The organism is Pseudomonas sp. S3E17, from assembly GCF_024168685.1.
GTDB lineage: Bacteria > Pseudomonadota > Gammaproteobacteria > Pseudomonadales > Pseudomonadaceae > Aquipseudomonas > Aquipseudomonas marginalis.
The window spans coordinates 2674161-2688757 of sequence record NZ_JALJWE010000001.1; the positions used below are offsets into that span (position 1 = coordinate 2674161).

Below are 14597 nucleotides of genomic sequence, written 5' to 3' on the forward strand. Positions count from 1 at the left end.
GCATGATGCGTCGCTCATATCAAGGACGATAACAACCGTGAAAAACGCCCTCGCCGCCCTGCTATTGCTGTGCCTGACCGCTCCTGCCTTCGCCGCCGAAAACCTCGTCGGCTTCAAGACCGTCACCCTGCCCGATGCGCAATACAAGCGTCCACTTGAGCTGGTCGTCTGGTACCCCGCCACCACCACCGCCAACCCCACCCTGATCGCCGACAACGCGGTGTTCATCGGTGCCCTCGCCGTACCCGACGCCCCGCCGGCTGCCGGCGAGCATCCGCTGGTGGTGCTCTCCCACGGTTATGGCGGTAACTGGGGCAAGCAGGTGTGGCTGGCCAGTGCGCTGGCGCATCAGGGCTACATCGTGGCGGCGGTCAACCACCCCGGCACCACCACCCAGGATCGCAACCCGCAAACCGCCGCGCAGTTATGGCAACGCCCGGCCGACCTGAGCCGCGTGATCGACGCGGTGTTGGCTCAGCCGAAGCTATTTGGCGCGGTCGCGAAAGGCCAGATTGCCGCCGTGGGCCATTCCCTTGGCGGCTGGACCGTGCTGGAACTCGCCGGGGCGCGCTTCGATCCCGAGCTGTTCAGCCGCGACTGCAGCGTCCACCCCAAGCTCGGCGGTTGCATCGGCTACCAGGAGATGAACCCCGCAGGCACACCAGCCGGCAAGGCCCGATTGGCCGCTGATTTGAGCGACAAGCGCGTCACCGCCATCGTGTCCCTGGACCTGGGCCTGTCCCGCGGCTTCACCGACGCCAGCCTGGCGGCATTGCCGGTACCGGCGCTGGTGATTGCGGGGGGCGTGCCGTCGGAGGATATGGACCCGCAGCTGGAGTCCGCCGACATGGTCAAGCGGCTGCCTGAAGCAACGACGAAGTACGTGGAGATCGCCGACGCTACGCACTTCAGCTTTATGTCGATCTGCAAGCCGGGGGGCATGGCGCTGATTGAGGAGGGTTCGCCAGGCGACGGCATGATTTGCCGCGATGGTGAGGGGGCTCGGCCACGGGCGGTGATTCAGCAGCAGGTGGTGGGGCTGATCAGTGAGTTTTTGAAGCGCTCGTTTCGCAATTGAAGAAAGCAGGATGTTCATCTCATAGTGCATCAAATACGATGCGGTTTCGGTGAGCACCTCACTGATGCACTGTATAGGATAAAATCGGGTATGAACGATCTAGGCCCCCTGATCAAAAAATCTGCGTAAAGCCGCCGGCCTCTCCCAAAGCCAACTCGCACAACGACATGGTATGAGTCACGCAACCATCTCGGGGATCGAAAACAACACCGTCCCAGAGGTGGGGATTCGCAAAGTTGCGGCGATTCTTGAGGGGCTGGGATATACATTGACGGCAACGCCTCGGCGTCGCCGTATGACCCTCGATGAGCTGAAAACAATAAATATCCATGACTAGCTGAATAGGCAACAACGTGGCAAACCTACTGTTTATCTGTAGCCGCAACCAATGGCGCAGCCCTACTGCGGAAGCCATCTGGCGCCGTCGCCCGGGCTTTAATGCGCGCTCAGCGGGCACCAGTCCGAATGCACGTAAAACTATCGGCGCAGCGGATATTCGTTGGGCAGATGTCATCTTCGTCATGGAACGTAAACACCTGCATCGACTAAAAGCAGAATACGCACGCTTGCTTGAGCATAAGCCGCTTCACTGCTTGGATATTCCGGATGACTTTCGCTTTATGGATCCGGAACTGGTGCAAATGCTCGAAGACACTGTGACGCCCTATCTCATCACACACGCCTAGCCCCTCTCACATCGATAGCACTGATGATTACTATCGAACCGCTCGCCTATAGGGTGGTCAGGCCCGATTCCTATAATCGCCTCCCAATTCCTCCCCTTCGCCTGGCCACAGGCGACATCCCCCTTGGAACCCAGCATCATGCCAAGTGCCCTCCAGGCCCCCAGCGGCCGTCCCGAACATAATCAGCAAAGCGTCAAACAGCAGTGGCTGGCAATCCTCTCGGTCGCGGTGGGCGCTTTCGCCCTGGTGACCAGTGAGTTCCTGCCGGTGGGTGTGCTCAACGACGTCGCCAGCGACCTCGGTATCAGTGCCGGCCACGCCGGGCTGATGGTGACGTTGCCCGGCATCATGGCCGCCCTCGCTGCGCCGTTCCTGTCGGTGAGCATTGGCGCGATGGACCGGCGCTACCTACTGATCGGCCTGACGTTGATCATGATCATCGCCAACTCGGTGGTGGCCTTTGCCAGTGACTTCAGCCTGCTGCTGTTCGGCCGTGTCTTGCTGGGCATCAGTATCGGCGGGTTCTGGGCCACGGCCATTGCCCTCAGTGGGCGCCTGGCGCCCAGGGGTGTGGACGTGGCGAAGGCCACCTCGATCATCATGATGGGCGTGACCCTGGCCACCGTGCTCGGCGTGCCCGTGGGCACCTGGCTCAGCGGCCTGATGGGCTGGCGCATGACGTTCCTGGTCACCGCGCTGCTGGGCGTGCCGGTGCTGCTGGCGCAGGTGTTCCTGCTGCCGCGGCTCACCCCGGAGAAGGCCATTCGCGTCAGCGACCTGCCGGCGTTGTTTATCAACCCACAGGCGCGGGTCGGGTTGATCGCGGTGCTGTTGATCGGCCTGGCGCACTTTGCGGCCTACACCTATGTGGCGCCGTTCTTCAAATACAGTTCCGGCTTCGACGGGCCGACGATTGGTTCGCTGTTGCTGCTCTTCGGCGTGGCCGGGGTGTTCGGCAATATCTTTGCCGGTTTCGCCGCCAACCGCAGCGTGCGTCACACCCTGTTGCTGGTGGCGCTGATGATCGGCACCAGCACCGCGCTGTTCCCCCACTTCGCCACCGGCATGACCGGCGCAGCGATGCTGATCGGGCTGTGGGGCTTCGCCTTCGGCGCCTTCCCGGCTTGTGCCAGTATCTGGATGTTTGTGGTGGCGCCCAAGGATGTCGAACGCGGCATGCCGCTGTTCGTGGCCTTGTTCCAGGTGATCATTGCCTTGGGTTCGTTCTTCGGCGGGCGCATCGTCGACCAACTGGGCAGCTCGGTGCTGTTGAGCCTGGCCACGGCGTTGGTGGGCTGCGGTTTTGTTACAGTGCTGGTGCTGGGACGCAACATCAGTAATAGCCTGGCGGCCCAGCCTGGCTAAACCGAGGGTCCATGGATACCGCCAACGACGCTTCTTTCGCCTATCAGGCGGTGTACCGCTACCTTGTCGAGTTGATCGAGGCGAGCCCTTCGGCAGGCGAACACCAACTGCCGTCCCTGCGCCAGTTGGCCCGGCGCCTGGGCGTGTCGGTGTCGACCACCAAGTACGCCTATGCGCTGCTGGAGGATGAGGGGCGTGTCCAGGCCAGGCCCAAGCGTGGCTATTTCACCCGGGCCGTGCCGGCGCCGCTGTTGAGCGAAGGTTCGCCTGATTTGCTCGACCAGGTGTTCGCCAACGCCCGCCAGCCGGGCATGCTGGCCCTGAGCAGCGACGCCCCGGCGATGCTGCTGTCATTGGAAAACCCGCTGTTGATGATGGAGCGCGAACTGGCCCGCCAGTACCCGCGCGCCCTCACCCCGCTGTACCTGCCGTTCGGCGAGCCCGAGTTACGTGCGGCGCTGGCCGCGCGCTACACCCAATCCACCCAGCGCTATTGGCAGGCCGAACAGGTGTATATCGGCTCGGACCTGCACAGCGTGCTGGACCTGTCGCTCAGCGCCCTGGCGTTGCGTGGCACGCTGGCGCTGGTGGAGTCGCCGTGTTCGTGGGCGGTGCTGCGTCAGTTGCAGGCGGCGAATATCCGCGTGATTGAAATGCCCCTCGGCGCGGACGGGCGCTTCGACCTGCCCGCCTTCCAGGCACTGCTCGAGCGGGAGCCGATCCGCCTGGCGGTGCTGTCATCCAGCGTGAACGTGCCCCAAGGCGGCGTGATGCCAGCGCAGGATAAACAGCAGATCTGCCGCTGGCTGGCAGAGCGGGACATCTGGCTGTTCGAAAACGACACCTACGGCGAGCTGTATTTCGAGGCGCCCGCCGCCCGCTATCGCGACTTTGCCGACCCACAGAAACTGCTGGTGTTCTCGACCTTCGACAAGGTGATCGGCGCGGAGGCGCCCTACGCTTATGTGCTGTGTCGCGGGCAAGGGCCGCAGTTGCAGCGGGTGTTCCTGGAGCGGGGGTTTCGCCTGTCGCCGACCCGTCAGAAAGCGATTGCCAAGCTGCTCACCTCCGGGCGCATCGACCAGCACCTGCTGATGCTGCGCGCGGCCTTGCGGGAACGGATGACGCGCATGAAAGCCTTGCTGGAAACGCACGGCGAGTGGCACGTGGTCGAACCCCATGGCGGCGCGAGTTTCTGGCTGGAGGCCAGGCGCCCGGTCGACATGGGGCAGGTGTTCGAGCGCCTGCTGGCCCAGCGCGTCGTGATCGCTCCGGGGCAGTTGTTCAGCCTGCACGGCAACTGGCCGCATCACCTGCGCCTGAGCTACACCCTCGACTGGAGCAAGGATATCGCCCAGGCCGTGCAGCTGTTGGCCCAGGCGATCCGTCAAAGCCCGTAGCAGTGCCGCGCTTAGGGGAAGCGGCCGTGACGCACGTCTTCGGCGAACTGCCCGCACGCTTCGCGGATCACCGCGCCGACATCGGCGTACTGCTTGACGAAGCGCGGCAGATGCTCGCCGCCCAGGCCCAACAGGTCTTCGGTGACCAGCACCTGGCCGTCGCAGGCCGGTGAGGCGCCGATGCCGATGGTGGGCCTGTCCGAGTCCTGGGTAATCTGCCGCGCCACGCCTTCGGCCACACCCTCGAGCAGCAGGCTGAAGGCGCCCGCCTCCAGATTGGCGCGGGCGTCTTCGGCAATCACTGCGCCGGTTTCAGCCGTGAGGCCCTGGGCCTTGAACCCACCCATCACGTTGACGAACTGCGGCATCAGCCCCACGTGCGCCATCACCGGAATACCACGCGCCACCAGGAACGCCACGGTGCCCGCCAGCGCCTGGTTGGCTTCCAGCTTGACCGCGTCGCAGCCGGTGCGCGCCAACACCTGGGCGCAATTGCGGAACGCCTGTTCATGGGATTCCTGATAGCTGCCAAACGGCATGTCGGCAATCACACAGGCCAGGCGCGTGCTGTCGACCACGGCGCGGGTGTGGCCGATGATTTCTTCGAGCTGCATGCTCAAGGTCGACGGCCGGCCATAGCCGACCATGGCCGTGGAGTCACCGACCAGAATGAAGTCCACCAGCGGATCGATCAGCCTGGCGATGGCGCTGGTGTAGGCCGTGAGGGAGACGATTTTCTGCTGGCCTTTCATGGCGACCAGTTGGGGCACGGTCATGCGTTTGGTGCGGGTGTGCAGGCTCATGGTGTGTTCCTTATCGCGTTCAATACTCAGGGAATGCGGGGCCCGAGTATTGGCGAAAGGCGCGGCTATTCAATGCACAGATCGGCGCTAAAAAGCGACCCAGGCAGCCGTCGCGGTTTTTTAAGCTGGTATCATCCGCGCACGTACACGCCAGGTAACAACCCATGAATCGCCAGAAAAAACTGCAACAGCTGTTCAAGGCCAAAGCCAAAAAAGCCAGCGCCAAATTGGCACCGAAATCCAAGGATAAGTACATCAGCAAGGCCGAGCGGGAAAAGCTGGCGGCTGAGGCCGCCCAGGCGCCAGACATGTCCCCCGAGGATTAAATCAGCAACCGCTCAGCGCTTCGGGCCGGCGCTCACCCGCGAAAAAGAACGGCCGCAGGCGCACGCCCACGCCGTTGCCAATAAACGCCGCCACCAGCCACACCCAGCCATGCAGGCTGCCCGAGGCGATACCGCTGAAGTACGCGCCGATGTTGCAACCGTAGGCCAGGCGCGAGCCGTAGCCGAGCAGCAGGCCGCCGATCACCGCGGCCAGCAGCGAACGGGCCGGAATCTTCAGGCTGGGGGCAAAGCGCCCGGCCAGGCCGGCGGCCAACAGCGCACCGAGGACGATGCCGATGTCCATGACGCTGGTGATGTCTTCCCACACCGGCGCAGCCAGGGCCTTGGCGTTGCCCGGCATTTGCCAGAACGCCCAGCTGGCCACGTCCACACCCAACCCGTTTGCCACCTTGGCGCCCCACAGCGCGAAGGCCGAGGTAATCCCCCACGGCCGCCCGGCCAGTGCCAGGGTGGCGTAGTTGAGCAGCGCCAAACCAATCGCGCCCCATACCAACGGCCATGGCCCACGCAGGAAGCGGCGCAAGCCTTGGTGTTCGCTGGTCACGCCGGCTTCAAGCTGGCCGTGGCGGCGCTTTTCCAGGCGCACGGTGACGACTGCGATGAGCGCAAACATCGCCAGGCTGGCGAGCAATGCCGGCACCACGCCAAAGCTCTTGACGATGGACACCGCCGGGAATGCCGGCAACGCAAACCACCAGTCCACATGGTGGGTAGCGATCAGCGAACCGCAGATAAAGAACAACAGCGTCACCAGCATGCGCGCATTACCGCCGCCTACCGTGAACAGCGTGCCCGAGGCACACCCGCCGCCCAACTGCATGCCGATGCCGAAAATAAACGCACCGAACACCACCGACACCCCGGCCGGCGCCACCAGCCCTACCACCGGTTGCCCGAACAACGTGCCCGCCCCCAGCGCCGGGAAAAACAGCAGCACTGCCAGCGCGAGCATCACCATCTGCGCCCGCAGGCCAGCGCCACGGCGATCATTGATAAACACGCGCCAGGCGGAGGTGAAGCCGAAGGCAGCGTGGTAAAGGGTCAAGCCCAGTGCGGCGCCAACCACCAGCAACAGCACCTGGCGCGAACCGACGCTGTTTTGCAGGAACAAGGCGCCCAGCACCAGGATGACAAAGGCCACCAGCGGCGCGACAGGCTTGCGCGCAGGGGTGAGGGAAAGAGAGGTGCTCATGGGGATCTCGGTTTGATTTGAAGGGGTGATTGCGAAGGGGCGAGTATAACCTGTGGGCGTTGTCGATCTTCAGCGAGGCTGCGATAGCGGTGTGTCAGGCAACGTAGATGCAAGCGATGCCACCGCCATCGCAGCCTCGCCAGGGCTCGATAGCTCTTATCAAATCAAAATAAATCATTGATTTTAAAGGGTTAAAATTTCGCCCTGAAGTCTTGAGTATTGCATAAGCAATTTCAGACGACCGAATTCCTGTGGTGAGCGGGCTTGTCCCGCGCTGGGCTGCGAAGCGCCCCTGATGAAGATGAATGCGGTGTATCAGGTACTCCTCCGCGCCTGGTTTTGGGGCTGCTGCGCAGCCCAACGCGGGCGGTGCGACGATTCGACAAGCCCGCTCACCACAGGGGTCCCAGTTGGCGACACAACAACCTCTCGCTGCGGCCACCTTGTATAGGGGGGTGGGGTATGAAACACTCCGCCGCACTATAGGTAGGGGGGGTATACCGTGGGACATATCGCAGCCAACAAAGACAGCCTGATAAAACGGGTCAAGCGCATCGCCGGGCAGATTCAGGCGGTGGAAAAAGCCCTGGCGTCGGACGCCGACTGCGCCAAGACCCTGCACCTGGTGGCCGCTACGCGCGGCGCCATCAACGGCTTGATGGAAGAAATCATCGAAGAGCACGCCAGGGCGCACGTGGCGGATCCTTCCCTCAGCGAGGAAGAACGCAGCAAGGGCGTCGAAGAACTGCTCGAAGCCATCCGGCGCTACGCCAAATGACGCCCACGACCCACCACGCCCACGACCATGTGTTCCTCGGCGCCGCCCACGACGATAACGCCAGGCGCACCCTGTGGGTGGTGATGCTGACGGTGGTGATGATGGTGGCGGAAATTGCCGCCGGCTACCTCACCGGCTCCATGGCCCTGCTGGCCGACGGTTTTCATATGGCGACCCACGCCGGTGCCTTGGGCATTGCCGCCGCAGCCTATGCCTATGCCAAACGCCACGCGCACAGCCCGCGCTACAGCTTCGGCACCGGCAAGGTGGGCGACCTGGGTGGCTTCGCCTCGGCGCTGATCCTGGCGCTGGTGGCCCTGGGCATTGGCGTCGAGTCGGTGGTCCGCCTGCTGGAACCCGCCGAGGTGCAGTTCGGTACCGCGACCCTGATTGCCATCGTGGGCCTGGTGGTGAATATCGTCAGTGCGCTGTTGCTGGGCCACGGTCACAGCCATGACCAGGATCACGAGCACCACCACGGCAGCGACAACAACCTCAAATCCGCCTATGTGCATGTGCTCGCCGATGCGCTGACCTCGGTCCTCGCCATCGCCGCCTTGCTGGCCGGGCGTTACCTGGGCTGGGTGTGGCTGGACCCGGTGATGGGTATTGTCGGTGCCATCGTGATCGCGCGCTGGGCCTGGAGCCTGATGGGGGTGACCGCCGGTGTGCTGCTGGATCAAACCGATGAGCACGTCGCCGCCGAGATCCGCGCGTTGGTCGAGCAACCCGGCGACGCCAGGATTACCGACCTGCACGTGTGGCGCGTGGGCCCCGACGCCCACGCGGCGATTGTGAGTGTGCTCGGCCAGGCGACCACGGATGCCGACACCCTTCGCGAGCGTCTCAAGTCGGTGCATGAAGTGAGCCACCTCACCATTGAGTTTCGTTCGGCGTAAGCCTTTACCCCCACCCAGGTGACCCCTTGGCTAAAGACATCGAAACCCCCTGCGTCTCCACCTGCCAGCTCAGCGGCGACCTGTGCGTCAGCTGTGGCCGCAGCAAGGACGAGATCCGCAAGTGGAAACGCATGAAACGCCCCGAGAAAATGGCCGCCGTGCAACGTGCAACCCAACGCTTGAAAGCGTTGAAAAAAGCCAGGTAAGCCGCTTGATCAGGAGCGCCCCACCGACCCGGATACCGGAAGGTTACCCAGCAATTTGAGCCCGGTGTTTTTCACGAAGGTGTCGTAGTCCATCGGCTTCTGGATGCGCGTTTCGGCGTTGGGCAGCACGTAGGCCCAGGCGCGCTGGCTGGAGGCGTCGTACACCAGCTTGAACAGGCGCGTCGGCACCCAGACCTTGTTGTCGCCGATGGTGCTGTAGCCCGGGTCAAACAGCGGCCCGGTGAACACATACACGTCACCGCCCGCGCGCACCGCGAACTTGCGCACGTCGGCCTCGACCTTGCTCCAGATCTTGCGGTTGTTGGTGGGGTCCTGGGGCACCATGTTCGACAGCGCAAACGACTGGGCCATGGCCTTGGCATCGGGGGCATCGGCGGCCGGGGATTGATGGCCGCGATCCATGGCCGGTTGCTGGCCATGGTAGTCGCTCAACTCGGCCCGCGCGCCCTTGGGAATGCGCGGGTCCGCGTAGAAATGGTTGGTCCGTTCCTCGCCTTTGGCGTCCTTGAGCTGGCGGGCGTTGAGGCGCTCGACCACCACCAGCGGCGTCTTGCTGGTTTGCGAATACAGCACGGCGAAATGGTCGGAGCAGAGCGCCAGGGGTTTCATGCTGGCGGGGATGGTTGCGGTTTTGATCGGCGTCGCGCCAGGGAATACATCGGCACAGCTGTCGAACGACAACTGCCGTTCCTGAGTGGAATAAAGGTCTATCGCACCACGGGCATGCGCCCCGGCCGAAAACAGGATAAAGGCCGATAGCCCAACTGCAATGTTGCGTAGGTGCATGGATTGAATCTTCGAAGGAAAGTGAAGCGGCAGGCTCCGCGCACGGAGCCAAGTGAATGATATTTCGAGGATTATGGACTAGCAGATGTCAGATTAGTGCCCGAGCGACGCCGGTTTTCCCGCATCCCGCGCGCCCGGCTTGAAGCCATGGGCGCTGGCCACCCAGGCAATGGCAAACGCCACGGCCACCAACAGCAGCATCGCCCACGCAAATGCGCCCACGCCCCAGGTGTCCAGCAGCACGCCACCAACTACGCCGCTGCCGGCAATCGCGCTGTTCCACGCCACCACGTTCAGCGACAGCGCCACATCCGCGCCCTCTCCCGCCGCATCCGCCAGGGCGGTTTGCAGCAAGGTCGCGGCGCCGCCGAAGCTCAGGCCCCAGACCGCCACGCCGAGGTAAATCACCTGCGGCATCGTTCCCAGTAAGCCGAACACCAGGCTGATGAGCGCAAAGCTCGCCAGGCTTGCCAGCACGGTGTTGCGCAATAACGGCTCGACCAATCTGGCCGTGATCCAAATCCCCGCCAACGCAGCGATCCCGAAGACCAGCAACACCAGGTCCACGCGCTCGGCCAAACCGGCCGGCGCCACGAACGGGGCAATGTAGGTGTACAGAATGTTGTGCGCCAGCATCCAACTGATCACCACCGCCAGCACAGGGCGCACGCCCGGCGTGGTCAACACCTTGCCCAGCGACAGGCGTTGATGGGCGGGCTGCGGCGCGTAGTCCGGGACCTTCACCAGCACCCAGGCGATCAGTATCAGGCTCACGGCCGACATCAGGCCGAAGGTGGTGCGCCAGCCCACCAGGCCACCGAGCCAGGTGCCCAGCGGCACCCCCAACGACAGCGCAATCGGCGTGCCGACCATCGCCAACGCCAGTGCCTTGCCCTGTTGGTGGGGCGCAACCATGCGCCGCGCGTAACCGGCCAGCAGGCTCCAGGCCAACCCCGCCGCCACCCCGGCAAAGAAGCGCGCCACCAGCGTTACGCCATAGTGGGATGACAACGCAGTGATCGAGTTGAACAGCAGGAAGCCGACGATGGTCAGCAGCAGCACATTGCGCCGGCGCCAACTCCGGGTGGCAATGGTCATGGGGATCACTGCCAGCACCGAGCCCAGCGCATAGGCGGTGACCATCTGCCCGGCCATCGACGGCGAAATCGCCAGACCATCGCTGATCAACGGCAACAGGCCGGCGGGCAGGGTTTCGGTGACGATGCAGAGGAAGCCCGTCATGGCCAGGGCGAGCAAGGCACCGATGGGCAGGCGCTCGGATGAGGCCGATAAGCTGAGTGAGGGGGTCACGGGAAACTCCTTGGGCTGACTTAGATACTGATCGATACAAATGTTGCAGGCAGCCAATGCGCGTTGTCAATGACTTATGTATCGACTAGTATTTATCTCGTTTTCCCACCGGAGACCTGACATGGCACAAATGGGCCGCCCCCGCACCTTCGACCGCGAACACGCCGTGGAACAGGCCATGCACCTGTTCTGGCAGCATGGCTACGACGCCACCTCCCTGGCCCAGCTCAAGGCGGGTTTGGGTGGCGGGATCTCCGCGCCGAGTTTCTACGCGGCGTTCGGTTCCAAGGAGGCGCTGTTCGACGAGTGCGTGCAGCGCTACCTGGCGACCTATGCCCAGGTCACCGAATGCCTGTGGGACGACACCCTGCCCCCGCGCCAGGCCGTCGAAACCGCGTTACGCCAATCGGCGCGCATGCAATGCGAAGACGGGCACCCCAAAGGCTGCATGGTCGCGCTGGGCGTGATGAGTGCGCCCAGCCCGGAGAATACGCGGGTGGCCGATGCATTGACCCAATCGCGCCTGCGCACCCGGGCCGGGATTGTGGCGTGCGTGGAGCGCGCGGTTCGGTTGGGCCAGTTGCCCCAGCAGACCCAGCCCGCCGCGATGGCCAGTGTGTTTGACAGTTTTTTGCAGGGGGTGTCGATCCTGGCGCGGGACAACGTGCCCCATGCCATCCTCGACGCGGCGATCAGCCAGTTGCTGGTGAGCTGGGATGTTGCGGCGTCTATCGCACCGCCCAGTCCTCACAGCCCTGCAGCAAAAAAACCATAACCTACGAGCCGACTAGAACAGCAACCGCGAAAAATCGCAGTACGCTTGCGCCATCCGCGCCACGTCCTGGTTCAGGCCGAATTGCCGGTCCAGCCGGTGCAATGCCACATACTGGATACTCGGCAACTGCGGCTGCGTAATCAGCGCACGCAACGCCCCCTGCGCGATCAAGTGCGACAAACACGCCTTGGGCAAATAACTCACGCCAATCCCCGACAACGCCAACCCCACCTGCACCAGCAGGTTATGGCTGGTGAGGGTGCGCGGCATCTGCACATTGTGCGCGGCCAGCCAACGCTCGTAGATCAGGCCGGTGCCCGACTGCGAACCCTGGGTCAGTACGGTGTAGTCGGCCAGCACTTCCAGGCTGACGGGGTCTGGATGGGGGATCAGGCCAGGCGCGCAGATCCAGGCGTTTTCCACGCTTTGCAGGACGGTGCTGTGGAAGCGCGGGTCGCTGTAGACGTCCGGCACAATCACCAGGTCGAGTTGGTCGCTTTCCAGCTTGCGAAACAGTTCGCTGCTCAGTTCCACCGACGGTTCGATCTGCACCTTGGGGTAGGCCTGGCGCAACGCTTCCACCAGCGCCGGCAGCCAGGTCAAGGCGGTGAGTTCGGTGACGCCGAGGCGAAAACGGCGCACCAGCACCTCGCGGGCGCTGACCCGTTCGAGCAGTTGGTCGCGGCTGTTGAGCAGGTCGCGGGCATAGTCGAGCAGCTCACCGCCCTTCTCCGTCAGCCGGGCGTTGCGCTTGCTGCGGTCGAAAATCTCGACGTCGAAGGTGTCTTCCAGTTCCTGGATGCGCTTGGAGATGGCCGACTGAGACATGTTCAGCTTGTTCGCCGCCGCTTCGAAGCTGCCGAGTTCGGCGATCCAGTACAGCGCATCGATTTGCTTGAAGGTGATCATGGCGGCCAATTCATGAGAAAAAGCGATGCTATCACATCATAAAATATCGCTAAAACTCTCCCGTCATCACTCCTAAGATCCGGCCATAGCCCATCGCTATCCAACAATTCTGGAGATTTGCCATGTCCTTGCCCGGTTCACGCATCCTTCCCAACGCGCCCATGGCGCCGGCCGAACTGGTCAAGGCGTTTGCCCATGTCGTCACCCCGCATATCAGCGACAACCTCGGCCGTCATATCGGCGCCCGTGGCCTGACCCGCTACAACCGCAGCGGCAAGCTGGTGGGCACGGCGATCACGGTCAAGACCCGCCCCGGTGACAACCTGCTGATCTACAAGGCCATGAGCCTGCTGCAACCCGGTCATGTGCTGGTGGTGGACGGCCAGGGCGACACCAACAACGCGGTGATCGGCGAGCTGATCAAGCTGTATGCCCAACAGCGCGGATGCGTGGGGTTTGTGATCGACGGCGCGATTCGCGATGTCGCCAGCTTCGAGGACACCCCCTGCTACGCCCGCGCCGTGGTGCATACCGGCCCGTACAAGACCGGCCCCGGCGAAGTGAACGTGCCGGTGTCCATCGGTGGCATGGTGGTCAACCCCGGCGACCTGCTGGTGGGCGATGAAGACGGCCTGGTCGCGTTCTCCCAGGCCGACGCCGCCGAAGTGCTGCGCCGTGCCGCACAACATGCCGAACATGAAGAAGCGGTCAAGGCAGAGATCGCCAGCGGTGCGGTGCGCCAGAGCTGGATCGACAAGGCCCTCAACAACGCCGGCCTGGCGTGAAGGAGTCCGAGATGAGCACTGCATTTTTGTCGGACCGCGTCCTGGGCATCGCACCCTCCCCCAGCATCGCCGCCAACGCCCTGGTCACCGAGTTGCGCGCCCAGGGCCGCGACATCGTCAACTTCACCGTGGGCGAACCGGACTTCGACACTCCGGCGCATATTCTTGAGGCCGCCAGCCTGGCGATGCACAGCGGTGACACCCATTACACGGCCACCACCGGCACCCTCGCGCTGCGCCAGGCCATCTGCCTGAAACTACAGCGCGACAATGATCTGGTGTATGGCCTGGACGAAGTCGTCGCCGGCTGCGGTGGCAAGCACATCATTTATCACGCGCTGGCCGCCACCTTGAATCGCGGCGATGAAGTCATCGTGCACACGCCCTATTGGGTGTCGTACCCGGACATCGCACGGCTCAACGATGCCACGCCGGTGATCATCCCGGGCGATGAACGCCTGGGTTTCAAGCTGTCGCCCGCCGCCCTCGAAGAAGCGATCACCCCACGCACCAAATGGGTGATCCTCAACAGCCCGAACAATCCCAGCGGCGCGGTGTACAGCGAAGCCGAGCTGCTGGCCCTGGCGCAGGTATTGCGTGGTCATCCCCATGTGCTGGTCATGGCCGATGAGATCTACGAACACTTCGTCTACGGCGACGCCCGGCATGTGCCGTTGACACGCCTGGCGCCCGACCTCAAGCCGCGCACGCTGATCGTCAACGGCGCGTCCAAGGGCTATGCGATGACCGGTTGGCGCCTGGGTTTTGGTGCCGGGCCCGCGTGGCTGATCGCGGCCATCGCCAAGTTGCTGTCGCAGACCACTACCTGCCCCAGCTCAGTGAGCCAGGCCGCCGCCGTGGCTGCATTTGCCGGTGACCAGGCGCCTATTGCCGCCATGCGCGAAGAATACCGGCAGCGTCGCGCCCTGATGCTGGAGCGACTGGCGGGCATTCCCGGCCTGGGCCTCATCCCGCCCGATGGCGCGTTCTATGTGTTCGCCAACGTCAGCGGCCTGATGGGCAAGCTCACCCCCCAGGGTGATCGCCTCGACAGCGACACCCAACTGGTGGACTACCTGCTGCGCGACTACGGCCTGGCCACGGTCAGCGGCGCGGCCTACGGCATGTCGCCGTATGTGCGCCTGTCGTTCGCAAGCGCCCTGGACGTGATCGAAGAAGGGTGCCGTCGCCTCAAAGACGCATGCCACGACCTGCGCTGACGGCCACCCGCAACACCCGGCGACCAGCGGACGGCC

At 63.7% G+C, this 14597-nt stretch carries 16 protein-coding genes and 1 pseudogene; 12 read left to right on the top strand and 5 right to left on the bottom strand.

Features of this window, described 5'->3' with window-relative positions; translation table 11 throughout:
• The first annotated feature begins 37 nt into the window (after positions 1 to 37).
• The 5 genes and pseudogenes from J3D60_RS11790 (at position 38) to J3D60_RS11810 (ending at position 4529) form a co-directional block, all read left to right on the top strand.
• Complete coding sequence (locus tag J3D60_RS11790; RefSeq protein ID WP_253491536.1) at positions 38 to 1078, top strand: alpha/beta fold hydrolase; 1041 nt, start codon at positions 38 to 40, stop codon at positions 1076 to 1078.
• A 90-nt stretch (positions 1079 to 1168) separates the two neighbouring features.
• Positions 1169 to 1415: pseudogene (locus tag J3D60_RS11795) on the top strand (helix-turn-helix domain-containing protein).
• A 16-nt stretch (positions 1416 to 1431) separates the two neighbouring features.
• Positions 1432 to 1764: a low molecular weight protein tyrosine phosphatase family protein gene (locus J3D60_RS11800; RefSeq protein ID WP_092486897.1), complete on the top strand. Its 333-nt coding sequence runs from the start codon at positions 1432 to 1434 to the stop codon at positions 1762 to 1764.
• Positions 1765 to 1902: 138 nt separating this feature from the next.
• Positions 1903 to 3129 (top strand): MFS transporter, encoded by a 1227-nt coding sequence (locus J3D60_RS11805; protein ID WP_253491538.1) that lies wholly within the window; start codon positions 1903 to 1905, stop codon positions 3127 to 3129.
• A gap of 11 nt (positions 3130 to 3140) precedes the next feature.
• Positions 3141 to 4529 carry a PLP-dependent aminotransferase family protein gene (locus J3D60_RS11810; protein WP_253491540.1) on the top strand — a complete coding sequence of 463 codons (1389 nt, stop codon included), beginning with the start codon at positions 3141 to 3143 and terminating at the stop codon, positions 4527 to 4529.
• Positions 4530 to 4540: 11 nt separating this feature from the next.
• On the opposite strand, the gene panB is transcribed toward J3D60_RS11810, so the two are convergent.
• Complete coding sequence (gene panB / locus J3D60_RS11815) at positions 4541 to 5332, bottom strand: 3-methyl-2-oxobutanoate hydroxymethyltransferase (protein WP_253491541.1); 792 nt, start codon at positions 5330 to 5332, stop codon at positions 4541 to 4543.
• Between the two features lie 164 nt (positions 5333 to 5496).
• On the opposite strand from panB, the gene J3D60_RS11820 reads away from it, so the two are divergent.
• Positions 5497 to 5658, top strand: coding sequence for a DUF2986 domain-containing protein (locus J3D60_RS11820; protein ID WP_065940444.1), 162 nt, complete (start codon positions 5497 to 5499; stop codon positions 5656 to 5658).
• A 1-nt stretch (position 5659) separates the two neighbouring features.
• Here the strand turns inward: J3D60_RS11820 and J3D60_RS11825 are convergent, their stop codons facing one another.
• Positions 5660 to 6871, bottom strand: a complete 1212-nt coding sequence (locus J3D60_RS11825) for a YeeE/YedE family protein (RefSeq protein WP_253491542.1) — start codon at positions 6869 to 6871, stop codon at positions 5660 to 5662.
• 502 nt (positions 6872 to 7373) lie between these two features.
• Here J3D60_RS11825 and J3D60_RS11830 point away from each other — a divergent pair.
• The 3 genes from J3D60_RS11830 to J3D60_RS11840 are packed head-to-tail and all read left to right on the top strand — an operon-like array spanning position 7374 to position 8754.
• Positions 7374 to 7649: a metal/formaldehyde-sensitive transcriptional repressor gene (locus tag J3D60_RS11830; protein ID WP_027604004.1), complete on the top strand. Its 276-nt coding sequence runs from the start codon at positions 7374 to 7376 to the stop codon at positions 7647 to 7649.
• Positions 7646 to 8548, top strand: coding sequence for a CDF family Co(II)/Ni(II) efflux transporter DmeF (gene dmeF, locus J3D60_RS11835; protein WP_253491543.1), 903 nt, complete (start codon positions 7646 to 7648; stop codon positions 8546 to 8548). The genes J3D60_RS11830 and dmeF overlap by 4 nt, the downstream gene beginning before the upstream one ends.
• Positions 8549 to 8574: 26 nt before the next feature.
• On the top strand, positions 8575 to 8754 hold the full coding sequence (locus J3D60_RS11840) for a DUF1289 domain-containing protein (protein ID WP_253491544.1): 180 nt from the start codon (positions 8575 to 8577) through the stop codon (positions 8752 to 8754).
• 9 nt (positions 8755 to 8763) lie between these two features.
• On the opposite strand, the gene J3D60_RS11845 is transcribed toward J3D60_RS11840, so the two are convergent.
• Positions 8764 to 9561 carry a DNA/RNA non-specific endonuclease gene (locus J3D60_RS11845; RefSeq protein ID WP_253491545.1) on the bottom strand — a complete coding sequence of 266 codons (798 nt, stop codon included), beginning with the start codon at positions 9559 to 9561 and terminating at the stop codon, positions 8764 to 8766.
• A 93-nt stretch (positions 9562 to 9654) separates the two neighbouring features.
• The gene (locus J3D60_RS11850) at positions 9655 to 10872 is read right to left on the bottom strand and encodes an MFS transporter (protein WP_253491546.1); all 1218 of its coding nucleotides are present in this window, start codon (positions 10870 to 10872) and stop codon (positions 9655 to 9657) included.
• Between the two features lie 121 nt (positions 10873 to 10993).
• On the opposite strand from J3D60_RS11850, the gene J3D60_RS11855 reads away from it, so the two are divergent.
• Positions 10994 to 11647 (top strand): TetR/AcrR family transcriptional regulator, encoded by a 654-nt coding sequence (locus J3D60_RS11855; RefSeq protein ID WP_253491548.1) that lies wholly within the window; start codon positions 10994 to 10996, stop codon positions 11645 to 11647.
• A gap of 12 nt (positions 11648 to 11659) precedes the next feature.
• On the opposite strand, the gene J3D60_RS11860 is transcribed toward J3D60_RS11855, so the two are convergent.
• The gene (locus J3D60_RS11860; RefSeq protein WP_253491549.1) at positions 11660 to 12556 is read right to left on the bottom strand and encodes a LysR family transcriptional regulator; all 897 of its coding nucleotides are present in this window, start codon (positions 12554 to 12556) and stop codon (positions 11660 to 11662) included.
• Between the two features lie 122 nt (positions 12557 to 12678).
• Here J3D60_RS11860 and J3D60_RS11865 point away from each other — a divergent pair, with 122 nt between their 5' ends.
• A complete protein-coding gene (locus tag J3D60_RS11865; protein WP_253491550.1) occupies positions 12679 to 13341 on the top strand; it encodes an RraA family protein in 663 nt (220 codons plus the stop codon).
• A gap of 11 nt (positions 13342 to 13352) precedes the next feature.
• Entirely contained in the window at positions 13353 to 14561 is a 1209-nt protein-coding gene (locus tag J3D60_RS11870) for a pyridoxal phosphate-dependent aminotransferase (protein ID WP_253491551.1), read from the top strand.
• The last annotated feature ends 36 nt before the right edge of the window (positions 14562 to 14597 follow it).